Source organism: Aliiglaciecola litoralis (assembly GCF_039523355.1).
In the GTDB taxonomy this organism is placed as follows: Bacteria; Pseudomonadota; Gammaproteobacteria; order Enterobacterales; family Alteromonadaceae; genus Aliiglaciecola; species Aliiglaciecola litoralis.
Genome location: NZ_BAAAFD010000001.1, coordinates 339,242 through 356,425, shown reverse-complemented (window position 1 = coordinate 356,425; position 17,184 = coordinate 339,242). Strand labels below are relative to the sequence as shown.

At 42.7% G+C, this 17,184-nt stretch carries 18 protein-coding genes; 10 read left to right on the top strand and 8 right to left on the bottom strand.

Annotation, left to right across the window (positions count from 1 at the left end; translation table 11 throughout):
• Nucleotides 1–55 precede the first annotated feature (55 nt).
• Genes ABD036_RS01660 through alr form a run of 5 tightly spaced genes read left to right on the top strand, consistent with a single transcriptional unit; the run spans nt 56 to nt 4,473 of the window.
• On the top strand, nt 56–811 hold the full coding sequence (locus ABD036_RS01660) for a 5-oxoprolinase subunit PxpA (RefSeq protein ID WP_343856546.1): 756 nt from the start codon (nt 56–58) through the stop codon (nt 809–811).
• Nucleotides 808–1,515 (top strand): 5-oxoprolinase subunit PxpB, encoded by a 708-nt coding sequence (gene pxpB / locus ABD036_RS01655; protein WP_343855936.1) that lies wholly within the window; start codon nt 808–810, stop codon nt 1,513–1,515. The genes ABD036_RS01660 and pxpB overlap by 4 nt, the downstream gene beginning before the upstream one ends.
• On the top strand, nt 1,515–2,465 hold the full coding sequence (locus ABD036_RS01650; protein WP_343855934.1) for a 5-oxoprolinase subunit C family protein: 951 nt from the start codon (nt 1,515–1,517) through the stop codon (nt 2,463–2,465). Before pxpB ends, ABD036_RS01650 begins: the two co-directional genes overlap by 1 nt.
• Nucleotides 2,458–3,321, top strand: a complete 864-nt coding sequence (locus ABD036_RS01645) for an aminotransferase class IV (RefSeq protein ID WP_343855933.1) — start codon at nt 2,458–2,460, stop codon at nt 3,319–3,321. Before ABD036_RS01650 ends, ABD036_RS01645 begins: the two co-directional genes overlap by 8 nt.
• Before the next feature lie 36 nt (nt 3,322–3,357).
• Nucleotides 3,358–4,473 carry an alanine racemase gene (gene alr, locus ABD036_RS01640; RefSeq protein WP_343855931.1) on the top strand — a complete coding sequence of 372 codons (1,116 nt, stop codon included), beginning with the start codon at nt 3,358–3,360 and terminating at the stop codon, nt 4,471–4,473.
• Between the two features lie 23 nt (nt 4,474–4,496).
• Here the strand turns inward: alr and fur are convergent, their stop codons facing one another.
• Nucleotides 4,497–4,925, bottom strand: a complete 429-nt coding sequence (gene fur, locus ABD036_RS01635; protein WP_343855929.1) for a ferric iron uptake transcriptional regulator — start codon at nt 4,923–4,925, stop codon at nt 4,497–4,499.
• 288 nt (nt 4,926–5,213) lie between these two features.
• Here fur and ABD036_RS01630 point away from each other — a divergent pair, with 288 nt between their 5' ends.
• Together ABD036_RS01630 and ABD036_RS01625 are read left to right on the top strand one after the other, a co-directional pair.
• On the top strand, nt 5,214–7,226 hold the full coding sequence (locus tag ABD036_RS01630; protein WP_343855927.1) for a methyl-accepting chemotaxis protein: 2,013 nt from the start codon (nt 5,214–5,216) through the stop codon (nt 7,224–7,226).
• Nucleotides 7,227–7,362: 136 nt separating this feature from the next.
• Nucleotides 7,363–7,821, top strand: coding sequence for a hypothetical protein (locus ABD036_RS01625; RefSeq protein WP_343855925.1), 459 nt, complete (start codon nt 7,363–7,365; stop codon nt 7,819–7,821).
• Here the strand turns inward: ABD036_RS01625 and ABD036_RS01620 are convergent.
• The 5 genes from ABD036_RS01620 to ABD036_RS01600 form a co-directional block, all read right to left on the bottom strand.
• Nucleotides 7,818–8,354, bottom strand: a complete 537-nt coding sequence (locus ABD036_RS01620) for a protein tyrosine phosphatase family protein (RefSeq protein ID WP_343855924.1) — start codon at nt 8,352–8,354, stop codon at nt 7,818–7,820. The two genes, ABD036_RS01625 and ABD036_RS01620, sit on opposite strands and share 4 nt — an antisense overlap.
• Nucleotides 8,355–8,485: 131 nt before the next feature.
• A complete protein-coding gene (gene fldA, locus ABD036_RS01615; RefSeq protein WP_343855921.1) occupies nt 8,486–9,010 on the bottom strand; it encodes a flavodoxin FldA in 525 nt (174 codons plus the stop codon).
• Between the two features lie 41 nt (nt 9,011–9,051).
• A complete protein-coding gene (locus ABD036_RS01610) occupies nt 9,052–9,270 on the bottom strand; it encodes a DUF2788 domain-containing protein (protein WP_343855919.1) in 219 nt (72 codons plus the stop codon).
• A 162-nt stretch (nt 9,271–9,432) separates the two neighbouring features.
• Complete coding sequence (locus ABD036_RS01605) at nt 9,433–10,209, bottom strand: alpha/beta fold hydrolase (RefSeq protein WP_343855918.1); 777 nt, start codon at nt 10,207–10,209, stop codon at nt 9,433–9,435.
• Nucleotides 10,210–10,277: 68 nt separating this feature from the next.
• Nucleotides 10,278–11,924 (bottom strand): electron transfer flavoprotein-ubiquinone oxidoreductase, encoded by a 1,647-nt coding sequence (locus tag ABD036_RS01600; protein WP_343855917.1) that lies wholly within the window; start codon nt 11,922–11,924, stop codon nt 10,278–10,280.
• 441 nt (nt 11,925–12,365) lie between these two features.
• On the opposite strand from ABD036_RS01600, the gene ABD036_RS01595 reads away from it, so the two are divergent.
• A complete protein-coding gene (locus ABD036_RS01595; RefSeq protein WP_343855915.1) occupies nt 12,366–13,115 on the top strand; it encodes an electron transfer flavoprotein subunit beta/FixA family protein in 750 nt (249 codons plus the stop codon).
• Nucleotides 13,115–14,041, top strand: a complete 927-nt coding sequence (locus tag ABD036_RS01590) for an electron transfer flavoprotein subunit alpha/FixB family protein (protein ID WP_343855914.1) — start codon at nt 13,115–13,117, stop codon at nt 14,039–14,041. Before ABD036_RS01595 ends, ABD036_RS01590 begins: the two co-directional genes overlap by 1 nt.
• Before the next feature lie 79 nt (nt 14,042–14,120).
• Here the strand turns inward: ABD036_RS01590 and ABD036_RS01585 are convergent, their stop codons facing one another.
• Nucleotides 14,121–14,429 (bottom strand): isoamylase early set domain-containing protein, encoded by a 309-nt coding sequence (locus ABD036_RS01585; RefSeq protein WP_343855913.1) that lies wholly within the window; start codon nt 14,427–14,429, stop codon nt 14,121–14,123.
• A 607-nt stretch (nt 14,430–15,036) separates the two neighbouring features.
• On the opposite strand from ABD036_RS01585, the gene ABD036_RS01580 reads away from it, so the two are divergent.
• Complete coding sequence (locus ABD036_RS01580) at nt 15,037–15,558, top strand: hypothetical protein (protein ID WP_343855912.1); 522 nt, start codon at nt 15,037–15,039, stop codon at nt 15,556–15,558.
• A gap of 327 nt (nt 15,559–15,885) precedes the next feature.
• Here the strand turns inward: ABD036_RS01580 and ABD036_RS01575 are convergent, their stop codons facing one another.
• Complete coding sequence (locus ABD036_RS01575; RefSeq protein ID WP_343855911.1) at nt 15,886–17,049, bottom strand: pyridoxal phosphate-dependent aminotransferase; 1,164 nt, start codon at nt 17,047–17,049, stop codon at nt 15,886–15,888.
• Nucleotides 17,050–17,184 lie beyond the last annotated feature (135 nt).

Below are 17,184 nucleotides of genomic sequence, written 5' to 3'. Positions count from 1 at the left end.
CAAATACAATGATTACGCCATTGTATCTGAAAAAAGCGGGAGCTATAAGCGCTTGATAAAACTTAATTGCGACTTGGGGGAAGGTTTTGGCACATGGCAGATGCCTCACGATCAAGACATCATGCCGCACATTGATATGGCCAATATTGCCTGTGGGTACCATGCCGGTGATCCGTCTGTCCTGCAAAGTGCAATTCGTTGGGCTAAGCAATGTGATGTCAGTATCGGTGCGCATCCTTCCTATCCCGATAGACAGGGCTTTGGGCGTAGACATATGGCGTTTACTCAACAAGAACTGATCCCTATGTTGCATTATCAAATTGCTGCACTTGAAGGCATGTCAAAGGTACAAGGAAAGACATTGGATTACGTAAAACCTCATGGCGCGCTATACAATGACATGATGAGGGATATGACGCTTTTCGAATCTGTGGTTAAAGCGATAGCTGACTATTCGATTGATTTGCCATTGGTGATCCAAGCACTGCCGCAAACTCAACCGTTGCAGAATATTGCTAAGCAATATGGCATAAAACTACTGTTTGAGGCTTTTGCTGATCGACGTTATCGCGATGACGGTCAATTACTCTCTCGTCGAGAGCCACATGCGGTGCTAAATTTAGCTGAAACATTGCAGCAGGTACAAGGAATGATCAACAACGGTACTGTAATAAGCCAAACTGGAAAACGACTGACCCTGAGCATTGATACCGTATGTGTGCACGGTGATTCGGTGCACGCTTTGGATGCGGTTCGCCAAATTCGCCAGTTATTGCCAAAAGTCAATTCAGCCAACGCAAAGCAGCCGTGAGCTTTAACATACAGATAGCCAGTGAAAATGCATTGATTGTGTATAGTCAGAGCTATTCGTTGCTGCAGAATAATCAAGCCATTACTGCCCTTAGCGAGGCGCTTCTAGCGCAGCAAATTAATGAAATCCTTGAATTAATTCCTGCTTATCAATCGTTGTTAGTGGTATTTGATCTTACTCAAACGGATCACTACCAAATGCAACAACGGATTAAACTTTGCGGTCAAATCGCATCGCAAGGAAACCATAAACTGACAAATGATGAGAACAAGGTAATAGCCTTGCCGGTTTGTTATGAATTACCACAAGACAACGATCTGGCTCGTATCGCGATGCATAATGAGATCAGTGTCAATGACGTGATCACGCTTCACTGTGATGTCACATATCGCGTTTTTAGCTTAGGCTTTGCTCCGGGTTTTGCCTTTATGGGGGAGACCGATCCAAAGATTGCCACCCCAAGATTAGATTCCCCGCGAAAAGTGGTGCCTAAGGGGGCCGTTGCGATCGCAGATAGGCAAACGGCAATTTATCCCAATGAGTCACCCGGCGGTTGGAACATCCTTGGTTTATGTCCGATTTCATTATTTGATCCTAACAAACAACCTGCTTGTCTTTTTACCGTAGGGGATTTGGTTAAATTTAGCCCGATTGATAGTCAACAGTATCATTCCTTGTTGCGTGAAAACGAGGGAACGATGTGATGCTGACATTTATTCGTGCAGGTGTGCTATCGCTTGTTGTTGACAAAGGTCGGCAAGGGTTCCAAAACATCGGCGTGACTCAAGGTGGCCCTATGGATCAAAGCAGTTGCTTGTGGGCAAATTGGCTAGTGGGTAATCAGACAATTTTAGCGAGTGTAGAAATACTCGCAAGTGACGTTGTTTTTACTACCAGTCAGCCTTGTACTATCGCACTTACCGGTGGGGTGTCTGTGTTGAAGATCAATCAACACACTATGAATGTGCGGCAAAGTCACAGGTTAAGAGCGGGTGACAAGGTGTGTATAGCCGAAAACAGATTTGGTCTGAGAAGTTACCTGGCGATTGCCGGCGGATTTAACGTTCAGCAAGTGTTTGGTAGTTGCACTACTGTCACTCGAGATGGACTAGGCGGATTAGATGGTAAAGGGACTAAGCTGGCCGATGGTGACCAATTGCCGTTTTCCAACCATTCCTTAGCGTCGGTTAATCGAACAATCCCCAAAGAAGTTAGTGAGAAAACGTCTACGCATCTTAGCTTAAGAGTAATAAAGGGATATCAAATCGATGACTTTAGCGCTGTTCAGTTACAACAGCTTTTTAGCCGCACTTTTACGGTCTCTGCACAATCAAGTCGCATGGCAGTGAGGTTAGAAGGCGATGCTATAATTGCGCCCTCGCGCTCATTGTATTCAGAAGGGATCACACGCGGTGCAGTGCAAATTCCACCGCAAGGGCTACCGATAATTATGCTCAACGATCGACAGACAGTGGGGGGCTATCCTAAAATTGGTAGTATATTGTCACTCGATTGTGATGCACTGGCACAGAGTGCTGCTGGCGTTACAGTGTCATTTGAACCGATAGACATTCAAGACGCGCATAATATTTTATCGTTACACCATGCTCGACTTAAACGATGGTTTGAGGAGGGGAAGGAGCACAATGGCTAATGACACCGTCTATTTGAACGGCCAGTTTCTAAATAAGCAAAAGGCAAGGATCTCACCACTGGATCGAGGTTTTTTATTTGGTGATGGCATCTATGAAGTTATCCCTTGCCAAGCGGGCAAACTAATCGGTTTTGAATTGCATATTCAACGATTACGAGCTGGGCTGGACAGTATTAGTATCTCACTTGATTGGTCCTATCAACAGTGGCAAGACATAATCGAATCGTTAATGAAGCGCAATCAAGCAAAAGATGTCAGCGTGTATATTCAGGTGAGTCGGGGAACCGATCGCATCAGGCAACATGGATTTTCGCAAGATATCAGCCCCACCATATTTGTCATGTGTCAGGCAATGGCCAGCTCTGCTTATTTAGCTGCTGTTGATAGCCCTGAGCTACAGGTTATGACACAACTGGATCAGCGATGGCGCAATTGTCATATAAAAGCGACTTCGTTATTAGCCAATGTTTTGCATTTTCAGCACGCGCAACGCTTACACGTAGATGAAACCTTGTTGTACAATGCTCAGCAGCAGTTAACTGAGGGCTCAACCAGTAATGTGTTTGTGGTGAAAAAGGGGCGTGTATTTACCCCACCTTTAGATAATCAAATTTTGCCCGGTGTTACTCGCGCCATGCTGATTGATATGTTAACTAAACACACACAAATTGAGGTTGTGCAAAAGCCCATATTGCTCAGCGATGCACGGACTGCTGATGAAATTTGGCTGACAAGTTCGAGTAAACAAGTCAGTGCTGTGGTGACGCTTGATGGTGTCGCTGTAGGGAATGGTGCTAAAGGAAAGTGGTGTGATATCGCACAACAATTATTTGATCGACTCAAATTTAGCTATTGAAGATCAAACAACCACAATGCTATTTAAACAAGGGTAATGACACAGTATATGAGCCGGCCAACGGAAATTCTCATCGATTTAGACGCACTCAAACACAACTGTCGCATTGCACAATCGCTCGCTCCAAACAGTAAAACGGTAGCGGTTATCAAAGCCGATGCCTATGGCCATGGTGCGATTGACATAGCTCAGGCGTTGCAGTCTCAGGTGGCCATGTTCGCTGTTTCAAGTATCGAAGAGGCGATGGAACTTCGGATGGCAGGGATCCGAATTCCGATTTTGTTGCTAGAAGGGTGCTTTTCCCAACAAGAGTTAGAATGTGCCGTAATACAAGGCTTTGATGTGGTTATGCATAACCGTGAGCAGGTTGACATGCTCGCCCAATTGCAACAACAAAAAGGTCTTACTGTTTGGTTGAAAGTTGATACAGGCATGCATCGTTTAGGGTTTAATGAAAGTGATGTAGCCAGCGTGTTTGATGACCTCTCTGCTAGCCAAAGCGTCAATCAGATAGTCCTAATGACGCATTTGTCAGTAGCGGATGAGGTTAAAAATATAGCAACTCAAGAGCAGCTTGGTATATTTAACCGATGTGTTAAGCAGATCCAACAAATCAGTTCACAGCCTGTTACCGTCAGCATTGCCAACTCTGCGGCAGTGCAAGCTTGGCCTAACAGCCATGGCGATTGGAACCGACCTGGGATCATGCTCTATGGCTTGTCTCCCTTTGCCGAACCTAAGGACCTGATTGAACCCCTGCAACCGGTAATGACGCTAACGTCAAAGGTGATAGCGTTACGTCAAATCCAAGCCCAACAAAGCGTCGGGTATGGCAATACTTGGACAGCTAAACGTGCCTCTACAATTGCGACTATCGCGGTTGGATATGGTGATGGTTATCCGCGCAATGCCAAGTCTGGCACACCCGTATTAGTGAATGGTCAACGCGCGCAGCTTTGCGGGCGAGTGTCTATGGATATGATAACTGTGGATGTAACAGATTTAGAAAATGTAGAGATTGGTTCCAGTGTAGAGCTTTGGGGAAAAAATCTTAATGCCAATGAAGTGGCCAAATATGCTGACACTATTGGCTATGAACTGGTTACTCGTATGCCAAAACGATTATCAAGGAGAATAGGGCAAAGTGACTGAGTCACTTTGCCCGCTAGCGGTAATTACTCGGTGTCTTCTTCACAGTCTTCAAGGGTACACTCACCATAAAGATATAAACTGTGGTGGGTAAGCTTCATATTGTTTTGTTGGGCCACTTCATCTTGTCGGGTTTCAATCACCGGATCTTCAAATTCAATGACTTTTCCGCATTTTAGGCAGACGAGATGATCGTGGTGCTTTTTATGGCTCATCTCAAAAACCGATTTACCACCTTCAAAGTGGTGCCGGTTAAGAATGCCCGCATCGTCAAACTGGTTTAATACGCGGTAAACCGTCGCTAAACCTATTTCCTCGCCTTGTTCAATCAAAAGTTTGTACACATCTTCAGCACTTATATGCTGATTGCTAGGCTCTTGAAGAATTTCGAGGATCTTGAGTCGAGGCAGAGTGATTTTGAGTCCGGCTTTCTTAAGTTCTTTATTTTGGTCCATCTTCATATCTGACAATAAATAGTTGACCTTATTATAGGGAAGTAATTTTAATTTGAAAGGTCTAGCGGGGTATCAGTGGCATTCACTTCGCTAAATGATCAAAGCCTGAGCACTTAATGGCCAAAGAACGTGCAGTTTTAAAAGAATTGAAGGTATTTGTTAAACTGGCGTTTTAGTCACAATAGACTTACTCTATACTCTGGAAGTTGATCGACATTTACTCTCTGTTTTTGCTCATTATTTTTGGTATGTTGACGATAAAGGATTAACTCGAACTCGGAATTTAGTATGAATTTGAACAATGTAGTCAATCGAATAATCGCTGGTTTTGCATTTTTTGGTTGTATCATCATCATCACCAATGTGATTTCTTATTGGGGATTAGCAGAAATACGCGACTCAGCGCAAAGTGTGGTGCAACAGAAAATGCCTGTTCAGGCAAAGATGTTGCAAGTCCAAACGGGGATCCTATCGCTAGCACGCGTATCAACCAATGGGTACTATGATGATTCGTTAGCGGGCTTGGCTACGAATAAACAAACCTTCGATGAGTTATCCGCTCAGTTCACTGAAAACTTGGCTGGATTGAATAAGATTATCAGTCAAAACAACACGGCGTTTAAACAAGGCGCGCTGGGGGCAGAGCAATACATTGAACAATCTCAGTTGATGTACCAAGCGAGATTGACCCAATTAGAACTCGATATACAGATCAAAGCAAAGGCGTCGGAATTACTCGCAATTGCAGATGAGGGCAGTGCTCTCATGCTAGATTTGTCGTTTTTAGAAAGTGACGACCCCTATTTGGAAACCTTAATAGGCTCTGGACTAAACGTCGACAATAAAATCACTAATATCATTAACTCTTTAAAAGAATACACCAATGTGACCGACAGCGAGTTAAGCGAAACAATCAAAGGTGATATTGAGTTTGTGATGAGTAATATCCAAGTTGATTTGGATTACATTAATCGCCTGGCCGAAACCATTGAGACAGATGGTTATGTCGCTTCTTTTAATGAACAGTTTAAACTGTTGTCAGATGGACTTTCTCAACCTGGTGGATTGTTTGAATTACAGACAAGAAAGATTTCGCTGATTATAGAGGCCAAAGAACATCATCAAGTGGCAGCGACTCAACTTAACACTGCGATTGAAGAGTTTGCTCAGGTATTTTCTAAGGTTAACGACGATACCCTAAGCGGTCAAAATGACATTATTGATACCGTCCAATCGAATATTTTAAAAGGGGTCGTGATCGCGATCATTGCCTTGGTAATAGCCATCGTGTTGGGTGGGGTAGCTGCTCGCAGTATCGCCAAGCCAATCACCAGGATAAATCGTAGCTTAGCGATCATCAGTAGCGGCGATTTGACCCACAAAGCCTATTCCACTAATGATGATGAATTTGCGGTGTTGGCGGAAAACGTCAATCGATTAACTGAAAGCTTACATAATGTGGTTAGTCAGATTCATACTCAGGAGTCGGCTTTAGAGTTAGCCACTGAAACCAGTGCTCGACTGGGTAATCAGACATTAATGCAAGTTGAACAACAAAAAGAGAAGGTCAGTGCAACCGCTACCGACACGCATTCAATCAGGGTGGCAAGTAAGCGCAATACAGAACAAATTCAAATTGGTATGCAGCATCTACAATCAGTCAGCGAGCAAAGTGCGCAAGTAACCACATTGGTGAAAAAAACCCACAAACAAATTTCTGAACAAGCAGAACAAGCTGAGCAATCATCAGCGATCATTAATCGTCTCGATGAAAATAGTAAAAAGATCGGGACTATTTTAGATGTGATCAAAACCATTGCTGAGCAAACTAATTTGTTGGCTCTCAATGCCGCTATCGAAGCCGCTAGAGCCGGAGAGCAAGGCAGAGGCTTCGCAGTGGTTGCCGATGAAGTTCGCACCCTAGCAAACCGAACGCACAATTCAACTGAAGAAATTGAATCTATGATTGCGACCTTGCAGTCTGATGCCGAGCAAGCGGTTAAAGCCATTAGTGTAGGCAGTGAATATGCCAAACAAAGTGAACAGCAAATTCAAGAGGTCAATCAGCAAGTGGCTGAGATTGGCGAAACCATTAGTAGCTTGCGCAAAATGAATCAAGAGATCGTTTCTGTGACCCTTGAACAAGACAGTTTGTTTGAAAATGTGGCTAACAGTCTGGAAAGTATTGTCGAGTTAGCTGAGAAAAGTGCAGATACCACACATAGCTCCACTCAAGCCACTAAAGAGCTAGATCAACTCATGATTGAAATGAAGAAAGCCGTGAGTCGATTTACCCTGTAAATCTAAATGATCGCTATTCTGATGCTCAGCAATCGCAAGGGTGATTTGCTGAGTTTTGCATTACTAGGCCATTCGCGCTTAGCATTGTTTTAAGCACAGCTATAGCTAAGTCATACTGAACTACGATTAGGAAATTATGAATAATCGAATCAATTCTTTGGTACGCACTGCCTTTGCCAAGTTGTTTACTTTTATTTTCTTTGGATTGGCAATCGCCATTATTGCCTCATTAATCAGTACGCTTTATGTAGGGCTGACCGGTGGTGAGGATATCATGCAGATATTCTTACGCAGTATTAATACCGGAATCATCGCGTTGGCGGTGTTTGAACTAGCATTGGTTATTAACAAGGAGTACTCAGGCAAAGAGGAAGATGAAGATGCCGTTGTTAGCTTAAGAAGAACCCTCCCTCGGTTTATTGGCACCGTGTGTATCGCGTTATCTTTGGAGGGATTGATCATGGTTATTAAGTATAGCCAACTAGACCTTGCTGGAAACTTATATTATCCCGTCGCGATAATTTGCAGTACCGCTTTGCTTATCGCTTCATTGGGTGTTTTTCTGCATCTAACACGGCTAAGGATTGAAGGTTAGTGTTGTTGGTATTTGGCCTTCACTTGGTCAATAAATGCCTGCCATGTTTCATTGGGCTGCCAGATCGCTAACATGTCTTGTCTAGCACTTTGCTCAGACTCATTAAGTTGCGTTACGCGATATAAATAGGTAAATACGGCTCCCCGCCAATTTAAACGACAATGAGTCAAGGTTTTCCCGTCTTTACTGAGGCTTTGTTGCATCGACAACACGTAATCGTCAAAATTGGCTAGGGTAGGGTTTTCCCAATCCACTTGTACATTGTGATAGCCAAGCCCTAATGCTTCCATCATGGCAATTTCATCGGCTCTGTCGCCAGGAATTAAGTCTATTACGTGCGTTACCCCTTGAGACTTAAGGGTTTCAAAATGCTGCCGATTTGGAAGTCCTGAACTCACCATTCGAGCTGTATTCACTTGATAATTCTTTAAGTCTGCTAACGGTGAATGTTCGACCGTGTCAGAGGCTTGTGTGCTAAGTGATATTGCCGTAAAAAAACAACCCGCTAAAAACTGAAACAACGTGTTTTTCATGCTGTGTGATCCTTGTTTATCTGAGAAGTTGAAATAGCGACTTATTCACTTAACCTTTTGTGATAGCTAAGAATACCGGTGAAACCATGTTTTTTGATGGTGTTCCACCGGTTATTTAATGCAAGTGATCTTTAGGCTAATTCAGCCAAACATAACTCTTCGTGAATTTGCTTACACCAGTCTTTAACGCGTTTTTCAGTTAATTCAGGCTGACGATCTTCATCGATACCTAAACCGACAAAGTGGTTTTCATCGGCCATGCCTTTTGATGCTTCGAAGTCATATCCTTCGGTTGGCCACTGACCAACTAGGATAGCGCCACGCGTTTCAACGATATCTCTGACCATGCCCATTGCATCAAGGAAATACTCGGCATAATCTTCTTGATCACCACAGCCAAATATCGCAACTAATTTATCAGTAAAATCAATTTCTTCTAACTCTGGGAAAAAGTCATCCCAGTCACATTGGGCTTCACCGTAATACCAAGTGGGAATACCGAAAAGAAGTAAATCGAATTCAGCAATTTCTTCTTTGCTACTTTTGGCAATATCATGCACATCAATAAGGTTTTTACCCAATTCTTTCTGGATCATCTTGGCGACGTGCTCTGTGTTACCCGTATCGCTACCAAAAAACAAACCTACACTTGCCATTGTTTTATTCCTTACCTTTAAAAATCTCGTTCTGGGGCTTGTTAGACACCGCTGCTTTCATAAAAGATTTGAATTAATCCTTTCGCGAGAAAACCGGCTGCTCCCAGAAACAATACTAAATATACTACTGCACGACCCACCATAGGGACATCGTTCTTCTTTAAAACATCGTGGATTGCGTATCCCATCACTGCGAACAATACGAGAAGTGTTAAATTAAGCACTATGGCTTCGATTTGCTCATAATAGTCGCTAAACACAATTACCCCTCAGTTCACAAAAACGCGCAGAATATAGCACAAAACACCTTCTAAGCGAATCCACAATGTAGGGATTCGGTGTTTTATACCTAGAGATTTAGCAAAGTGATCAAAGAAGACGCCGATCTGACCTAAGTTAGCAGCCAAATATAGGGCTTTGATTTACGTATTCGCTAAGAATTCACTGACCAAACGATTAAATATCTGTGGTTTCTCTGCATGTAACCAATGGCCCGCAGAACCAATGATTTTTGCCTGACTGTTGGGGAATAATGCCATAATGGCATCTCGATGTTCCGCTAAGATATAGTCTGACTTTCCACCTTTAACAAATAAAGTAGGGGACATGAAGGGAGGCTGAGTGTCGATCGCTTGAGAAAGCTGTGCATAGTCTCGTTCCAGCATGGCCAAGTTAAATTGCCATTGCCATTTACCGTCCACTTGCGTTAGACCTTTCAATAAAAATTGACTTACGCCAGGTTCTTTAAGATGTTTAGAGAGAATCTCGGTGGCCTCAGTGCGCGAGGTTAGGGTGTTCAGATCAACCGAGTTAAGCGCACTAAACACATTATGATGTCGCGGCGAATAAGCAACTGGTGCTATGTCGGCTACCACTAACTTTTCTACTCTATGGGGAAACTGTAAGGCAACTTGCATTGCCACTTTACCACCCAGAGAATGGCCTAGTATTTGCGATTTATCAATACTCAATTCATCTATTAAACTGACGATGGAGTGCGCATAGTGTTGAAACGAGAATTCCGTGGATCGCATGGATTTGCCATGATCGGGCAAATCCACACTCAATACATTGTGAGAATCGACAAATTCACGGCGCACCATGGCAAGATTATCTAAGTTGCCAAATAATCCATGCAGTAAAATCAAATAAGGTTTGGATGGATCTTGTGATGTTAATTGGTAATTAAGTTGTGTCATAGGTTATCCAATTTAACTAAAAAGCCAGCTGGTGTGGCGATTATTCACACCAGCTGATTAGTACCTTATTACATGTTTGGATAATTTGGACCACCAGCGCCTTCGGGCGCCACCCAGACAATATTCTGGGTTGGATCTTTGATATCACAGGTCTTACAGTGAACGCAGTTCTGAGCGTTAATTTGCAAGCACTTGTTGCCATTCGGATCATCAATGATTTCATACACTCCGGCGGGACAATATCGTTGAGCTGGTTCGTCATACTTAGCCAGATTGACCTGAATAGGCACAGCAGGATCACGCAAGGTTAAATGACAAGGCTGATCTTCTTCATGATTGGTATTTGACAAAAACACCGAAGTTAATTTGTCGAAACTCAACACACCATCAGGTTTGGGGTAATCAATTTTGACATGTTTATTGGCTAATTCTAAAGACTCATGGTCGGTTGATTCATCTTTTAGTGTCATCATTGCTCGACCACCGAGGATATTCTGCTCGAAGGTATTGTATGCTCCTCCCCAGAATGTCCCAAATTTATGTAACGCTGCACCAAAGTTTCTAGAACTGTACAATTCATCGAACAACCATGATTGCTCAAATTTATGAGCGTAATCAGTTAAGTCTGCCGCCACCTTATCAGCTTTAATGGCATCAACAATGACTTCAGCTGCCAACATGCCAGACTTCATTGCGGTGTGGTTGCCTTTTATCTTGGCAAAATTAAGTGTGCCTGCATCGCAACCGACCATGATGCCGCCAGGGAAGGTCATTTTAGGAAGTGCGTTGTAGCCACCCTTGGCAATTGCTCGCGCGCCATAAGAAACCCGCTTGCCACCTTCAAGATATTGTTTGAATACCGGATGGTGTTTCATACGCTGAAACTCATCAAATGGGCTTAAATGCGGGTTTTTGTAATTCAAATCAATAATGATACCCACTAATACTTGATTGTTTTCTGCGTGATAAAGATAACTGCCACCGGTTTCTTTAGACAGCGGCCAACCGGCAGTATGCACGACTAAGCCTTCTTGATGCTTGGCAGGATCAATATCCCAGATTTCTTTAAAACCAATGCCGTAATGCTGTGGAGATTTGTCTGCATCTAACGCATATTTTTCGATTAATTGCTTGCCTAGATGACCACGACAGCCTTCAGCAAAGACGGTATATTTTGCTCGTAATTCCATACCTGGCATATAGCTATCTTTGTGTTCACCCGATTCGCTGATGCCCATATCGCCAGTAAGTATGCCACCCACACTGCCATCTTCATTATAGATCACATCTGCCGCGGCAAATCCTGGGAATACTTCGACTCCTAGTTCTTCAGCTTGTTGCGCAAGCCAGCGGCATACATTGCCCATACTGACAATGTAATTACCTTTATTGTGCATTGTTTTTGGCGTGATGGCGTTTGGCAACTTGCGCGCCGATGTTTCATTGTTTAAATAGTAAATATGGTCTTCGGTCACAGGCGTATTTAATGGCGCGCCTTTTTCTTTCCAATCAGGGAAGAGTTCGTCTAACGCTCTAGGTTCAAATACGGCTCCAGAGAGAATATGTGCGCCAACTTCTGACCCTTTTTCAACCACGCATACCATTAATTCTTGTTCATTTTGTTGCGCCAGTTGCATGATTCTACATGCGGTTGAGAGCCCGGCGGGTCCTGCACCGACTACTACTACATCAAATTCCATCGATTCGCGTTCCACAGGTTTCTCCCCTTATAGTGATCTATTAATTAAAGAAATAAACGTTACAACAACTATCACTGACACTTACCATAAAGCTATATATACATTCATAGTTTATATAGACGGTTCGAATTTTTTTAACCCCATTATAACCACTAATAAACTACTGAAAATAGTATATAAAACAATATTGTAGTGCGCTATAAACTTGGTACAAGCGAATTGCCTAAGATGCCGGATAATCATAAAATTTTGCCAACCCTACCACACAAAAAACTAACCTTAAATGGATTTTATAACGTATGATCCGTAGACAAATGTTGGCGCATAAAAAAATATCAGTTGCGTTGTGTTGGTTGACGCTTACGTCAACACCCAGTAAATTTACGCCACCCTACAAAAGTGACCTCAACGAGATCGCTTTTTGTCATCGACACTTACTATCCGATAGAGGTAAATATGAAAATTTTAGTGCCGGTAAAACGCGCCATCGATTACAACGTTAAAGTGCGTGTGAAGGCAGATAACACGGCTGTTGATTTAACCAATACCAAGATGTCAATTAACCCGTTTTGCGAAATTGCAGTGGAAGAAGCGGTGAGATTAAAAGAAAAAGGCATCGCCACTGAAATCGTAGTGGTCTCTATAGGTGACAAAGCCTGTCAGGAACAAATACGTACCGCGCTTGCCTTAGGTGCTGATCGCGGTTTACAAATTGATACGGCGGACTCTTTAGATTCATTGCAAGTAGCAAAATTATTGAGCAAAGTCGTTGCTGAAGAGCAACCTGGACTGGTTATCCTTGGTAAGCAAAGTATTGATTCTGATAATAATCAAACAGGACAGATGCTAGCTGCGCTAACAGGCATGCCGCAAGGAACCTTTGCCTCTGTTGTTGAAGTTGCAGACGGCAAAGTGCAGGTTACCCGCGAAATCGACGGTGGCTTGCAAACGGTATCACTTTCAATGCCAGCGGTTATCACCACTGACTTGCGCTTGAATGAGCCGCGTTATGCAACCTTGCCTAACATCATGAAAGCGAAACGCAAACCTTTGGATGTTAAAGCCGCGGCCGATTATGGCGTCAACTTAACCTCAAATGTCAAAACACTCAAAGTCGAACCGCCAGCACAACGTAAAGGTGGCGTAAAAGTAGCAGATGTTGCTGAACTTGTAGAGAAATTAAAATCAGAAGCGAAGGTGATCTAATGGCAGTTTTAATCTATGCGGAGCATGACAATCAGCATTTAAAGTCTGAGACTCATAAATTGGTCACTGCGGCCAGCAAGTTGGCTTCAGACGTTCACATACTTGTGGCGGGAAGTGGCTGTTCAGAAGTGGCAGCTCAGGCGGCAAAAATTGACGGTGTAAGTAAAGTTTTGCTTGCAGATCATGCCGATTATGAACATCAATTAGCGGAAAACATCAGCGCGCTTGTGGTTGAACTTGCTGGCGATTATTCCCATATCGCAGCGGCAGCAACTACCACGGGTAAAAACTTCATGCCCCGTGTTGCGGCGTTATTAGATGTAGCGCAAATTTCCGATGTGATTGCAGTTGAATCTGCAGATACCTTTGTACGTCCTATTTATGCTGGTAATGCAATTGCCACTGTGCAAAGCAGCGATACTAAGAAAGTTATTACAGTGCGAGCGTCTGCTTTTGATGCGGCAGAAGAAAACGGCGCTGCCGACGTTGTTAACTGTGATATTACTAAACCATTAGAAAATTCAGCGTTTGTCAGTGCTGAGCTGACAAAATCAGAAAGACCAGAACTGACCGCTGCTGAAGTTATAATCTCTGGTGGTCGTGGTATGGGGAATGGCGAGAACTTTGCGTTGCTTGAAGGTATCGCTGATAAGCTAGGTGCTGCCATTGGAGCGTCACGCGCTGCAGTAGACGCTGGTTTTGTGCCAAACGATATGCAAGTGGGGCAAACCGGTAAAATTGTCGCTCCGCAGTTATATATCGCTGTGGGGATCTCCGGTGCAATACAACATTTGGCGGGCATGAAAGATTCGAAAATTATTGTCGCAATCAACAAAGACGAAGAAGCCCCCATTTTCCAAGTCGCTGACTACGGCCTGGTGGGAGATTTGTTTGACATTCTTCCGCAGCTTGAAGCCGCTTTGTAAGGGCTGGATAGAAATGAAAAGGCAGCAAATTTATGCTGCCTTTTTTGTTTATGCGAGTTCGTTAGCACCTCAATAATGCTTATACCGCAACCACTGAATTATCGTCAAAAGATACAGGGGAAGTAACATAGGCGTCAGCATTCCAATCATTTTCCCACTTTTCATCATCCAGTAAATAACGGAACTGGTATTCAGCATCTTTTGGAAGTTCGACTGTCGCTGAAAAACTGCCATTTTTTAATTTTTTCATCGGCGCTGATGATAAATCCCAATCGTTGAAGTCACCAATGACACGCACTTTTTCAGCGTTTTTAGCTTCCTCTTTGGAAAGTTTAAAGGTTACTTTGCATACAGGTTTAGATTTAAGATAAAGTTTTTTGAAGCTCATGGGTCCTCCTAAAAGGCGGTTAAAAGGTATTTAAATTACAGTAATTGCTCAATTATACAGCAGTTACCTCCTGCGTGTGAATATTTTATGTAATAAAATTACATAATATAGTGTATTTAGTTTCACCATAAGTGGGCATTTATCTTGATATTCAGCAGGTTTTGCACTCATACGGGCATTTTCGCTTTTGTGTTCCCTGTTTTACTCAGACTCATCTGCGATATTGAAGGCCCAACTAACGTTATAGCAATTATGGGGCCGATTCAGATCCTGAGTATGACTATATATTTTGAGCCTTAATTGAGATTGAGCGGTTGCAAACCTATATCGAATAGCCTCAATTAGGACTAAATCCTATCCTTAGTATAGATGAAACAATGCTAAACACTATTTAGCAAAGCAAATCGATTTACATTTTTATAACAAAGTGCATGTTCGACCCATCACAGGTGAGTAAAGACGTTCAGCGCATTAAAGGTCTTGCAACCAAGTAACAAATAGGGGAGAAATAACAATGATTTATACATAGGTATACATTTTCATGCTGGGATAAATGTTGATAATTTGCTATTGTGGCAACCGTGGGAATTAGTCTATCGAGGTAGTAATGAAAAAGTGGTTAAGTGCGGTGTGTATTGCGTTCATGAGCATCAATGCTCATGCATCCTTTATCGGAACGGATGTTTCCTGCAGTATTGAACCGTCGTTTATATACAATTGTGATGCTAGCACTACTACGGTCGTAGATAACTCTGAAGAGTTTTTATTACAGTTAATGGGTAGTGATCGGTTTGAAGTTGGAATTGGTGCAAATACGGTCCAAATTGAAAATATCGGTGGAGACGTATTCTTTGCAGAAGCGGGAGAGTATTTAGATCTTACTTTCTTAGCTGGACTGTTTGATGAAGTCGCATTTACTGTTATTTCAAATGTGACAGGTGTTGAAAATACCGATTTAGGTTTTGACGGTGAATCTTTAGCATTTGATTTTAACAATACCGTTTGGGCGTTTGGCGGCTATGTCACTATCGGTTTTATCGATAATACCCAAGTGACCATTCCCAATGTACCCACGGCATTACTAATGCTCGTTGGGTTGATCGGCTTGGTGCGTTATTCGCGAAAATAAGCGTATAGAATTGATATACAAAATCCCGCTTCGGCGGGATTTTTTATATGTGGATTAGGGTTTAAATATTATTAACCTTAGCTGAAAAATAAGATGTGTCGAGCAACTAGATATTACATATGTATTTCAAGGTGTTAGTAAGAATAAGTAAAAACGAATCATAAAAGCACATCAATGATGCAATTTTTGTGATTATCAAGGCGAGTTTTCGCACGTAATAGCTAGTCTTTTACGTGCGAAAACGTAAAGTCAGATAAGCGAAAAAGGGCGTTATTGAAGGGTCCTTATTATCCAGAGTTCAGGTTAACTATCCAGGTTTTAGGTTAATTAGACCCATTTGTGCTGTCTAAACGCGCGCAGGGTTTTACAAAATGCTAGCATTTCATCAGGTGTGCCCAAAGAAATGCGATTCCAATGATCATTTTCAGTCATTTTTCGACCCACTCGTATGCCATTGCGGCCCATGCGTCTGCTATATTCAGCCAGTGGTGTATTAATTTTATGCAACACAAAATTGGTATGACTATCAACATAGGGCAACTCTAATTCCAGCAAGGTTTGAGTGAGAAGGCGTTTTGATTGTGCATTAGCTTCTAGACTCTGCTGATAGAAGGTTTTATCGTCAAGGGCTGCATCGGCGGCTGCTAATCCGCCTATATTTAAATTAAAGCGAGCCGCAAAGGGATTGATCTGAGTAGCCATGTTACGAGTGGCAATGCCATAGCCGATCCGCATGCCAGCCATGCCATGGACCTTTGAAAAAGTACGACTAATCACAACGTTATCCATGTCTTTTTTGATAAGCTCTAAGCCGCTGCGATAATGGGGATGGTTTTTTGCGTAATCGTAATAAGCTTCATCGAGTAAAAAAACGTGGTGTTCGGGAGCTGATGTGATCCATTCGGTTAACACCTGATGATGCACGATGTTGCCAGTCGGATTGTTCGGATTACACAAATTAATCAGCACGGGCCCTTTAACCGCAGAAGCCGCTTTTTTTAACGCAGTTATGTCCATTTCGAAATGTTTTACTAGAGGAATTTGGATCACCTTTAGGTTTTCAGCTTGGGCATAAAAACGTAAAGCTCCAAATGTAGGTGTAGGCTCTATTACCACTGCATTTTGTTGTGCCATGTGAGTTACCACAGCTTGGATAACCTCAGTAGAGCCATTGCCAAAGAGCAGTTGATCAGGAGCGATTTGATGATGTTTAGCGAGTTTTAATTTGAAATTATCATAAGCATCATCAGGGTAACGGTTACCCAAAAGCGCTACAGCACGTTGCGCTGCAGATAAAGCCTTGGGAGACATGCCCAATGAGTTTTCATTGAAATGCAGTGATAACGACTTAGCACCTTGGCGAAATGGCAAGATAGTGGCGTTACCTGTCGTTGCCATCGCGCTTAATGGAAGCGCACTAATCAAGGCCGCACCTGCGCCTAAATGCTTAAGAAAAGACCGTCTAGCTTGGGTGCTTGAGTAAGACACCATAATGACTCCTTTATTATTTTTGGCTATTTCCACAACACCCTGCTTGGCCATCACTGTTAATTAAAGTGATGTTGTGTGCAATAAACATACAATAGTTAAATGTTATTTGCACCACAAAGCAAGCGTAGATAACCT

Bases quoted from the DNA above. Each gene is read 5' to 3' on its own strand.
- ABD036_RS01650 (WP_343855934.1), top strand. From the start codon at position 1,515: ATGCTGACATTTATTCGTGCAGGTGTGCTATCGCTTGTTGTTGACAAA.
- ABD036_RS01645 (WP_343855933.1), top strand. From the start codon at position 2,458: ATGGCTAATGACACCGTCTATTTGAACGGCCAGTTTCTAAATAAGCAA.
- alr (WP_343855931.1), top strand. From the start codon at position 3,358: ATGACACAGTATATGAGCCGGCCAACGGAAATTCTCATCGATTTAGAC.
- fur (WP_343855929.1), bottom strand. From the start codon at position 4,925: ATGGACCAAAATAAAGAACTTAAGAAAGCCGGACTCAAAATCACTCTG.
- ABD036_RS01630 (WP_343855927.1), top strand. From the start codon at position 5,214: ATGAATTTGAACAATGTAGTCAATCGAATAATCGCTGGTTTTGCATTT.
- ABD036_RS01625 (WP_343855925.1), top strand. From the start codon at position 7,363: ATGAATAATCGAATCAATTCTTTGGTACGCACTGCCTTTGCCAAGTTG.
- ABD036_RS01620 (WP_343855924.1), bottom strand. From the start codon at position 8,354: ATGAAAAACACGTTGTTTCAGTTTTTAGCGGGTTGTTTTTTTACGGCA.
- fldA (WP_343855921.1), bottom strand. From the start codon at position 9,010: ATGGCAAGTGTAGGTTTGTTTTTTGGTAGCGATACGGGTAACACAGAG.
- ABD036_RS01605 (WP_343855918.1), bottom strand. From the start codon at position 10,209: ATGACACAACTTAATTACCAATTAACATCACAAGATCCATCCAAACCT.
- ABD036_RS01595 (WP_343855915.1), top strand. From the start codon at position 12,366: ATGAAAATTTTAGTGCCGGTAAAACGCGCCATCGATTACAACGTTAAA.
- ABD036_RS01590 (WP_343855914.1), top strand. From the start codon at position 13,115: ATGGCAGTTTTAATCTATGCGGAGCATGACAATCAGCATTTAAAGTCT.
- ABD036_RS01585 (WP_343855913.1), bottom strand. From the start codon at position 14,429: ATGAGCTTCAAAAAACTTTATCTTAAATCTAAACCTGTATGCAAAGTA.
- ABD036_RS01580 (WP_343855912.1), top strand. From the start codon at position 15,037: ATGAAAAAGTGGTTAAGTGCGGTGTGTATTGCGTTCATGAGCATCAAT.
- ABD036_RS01575 (WP_343855911.1), bottom strand. From the start codon at position 17,049: ATGGTGTCTTACTCAAGCACCCAAGCTAGACGGTCTTTTCTTAAGCAT.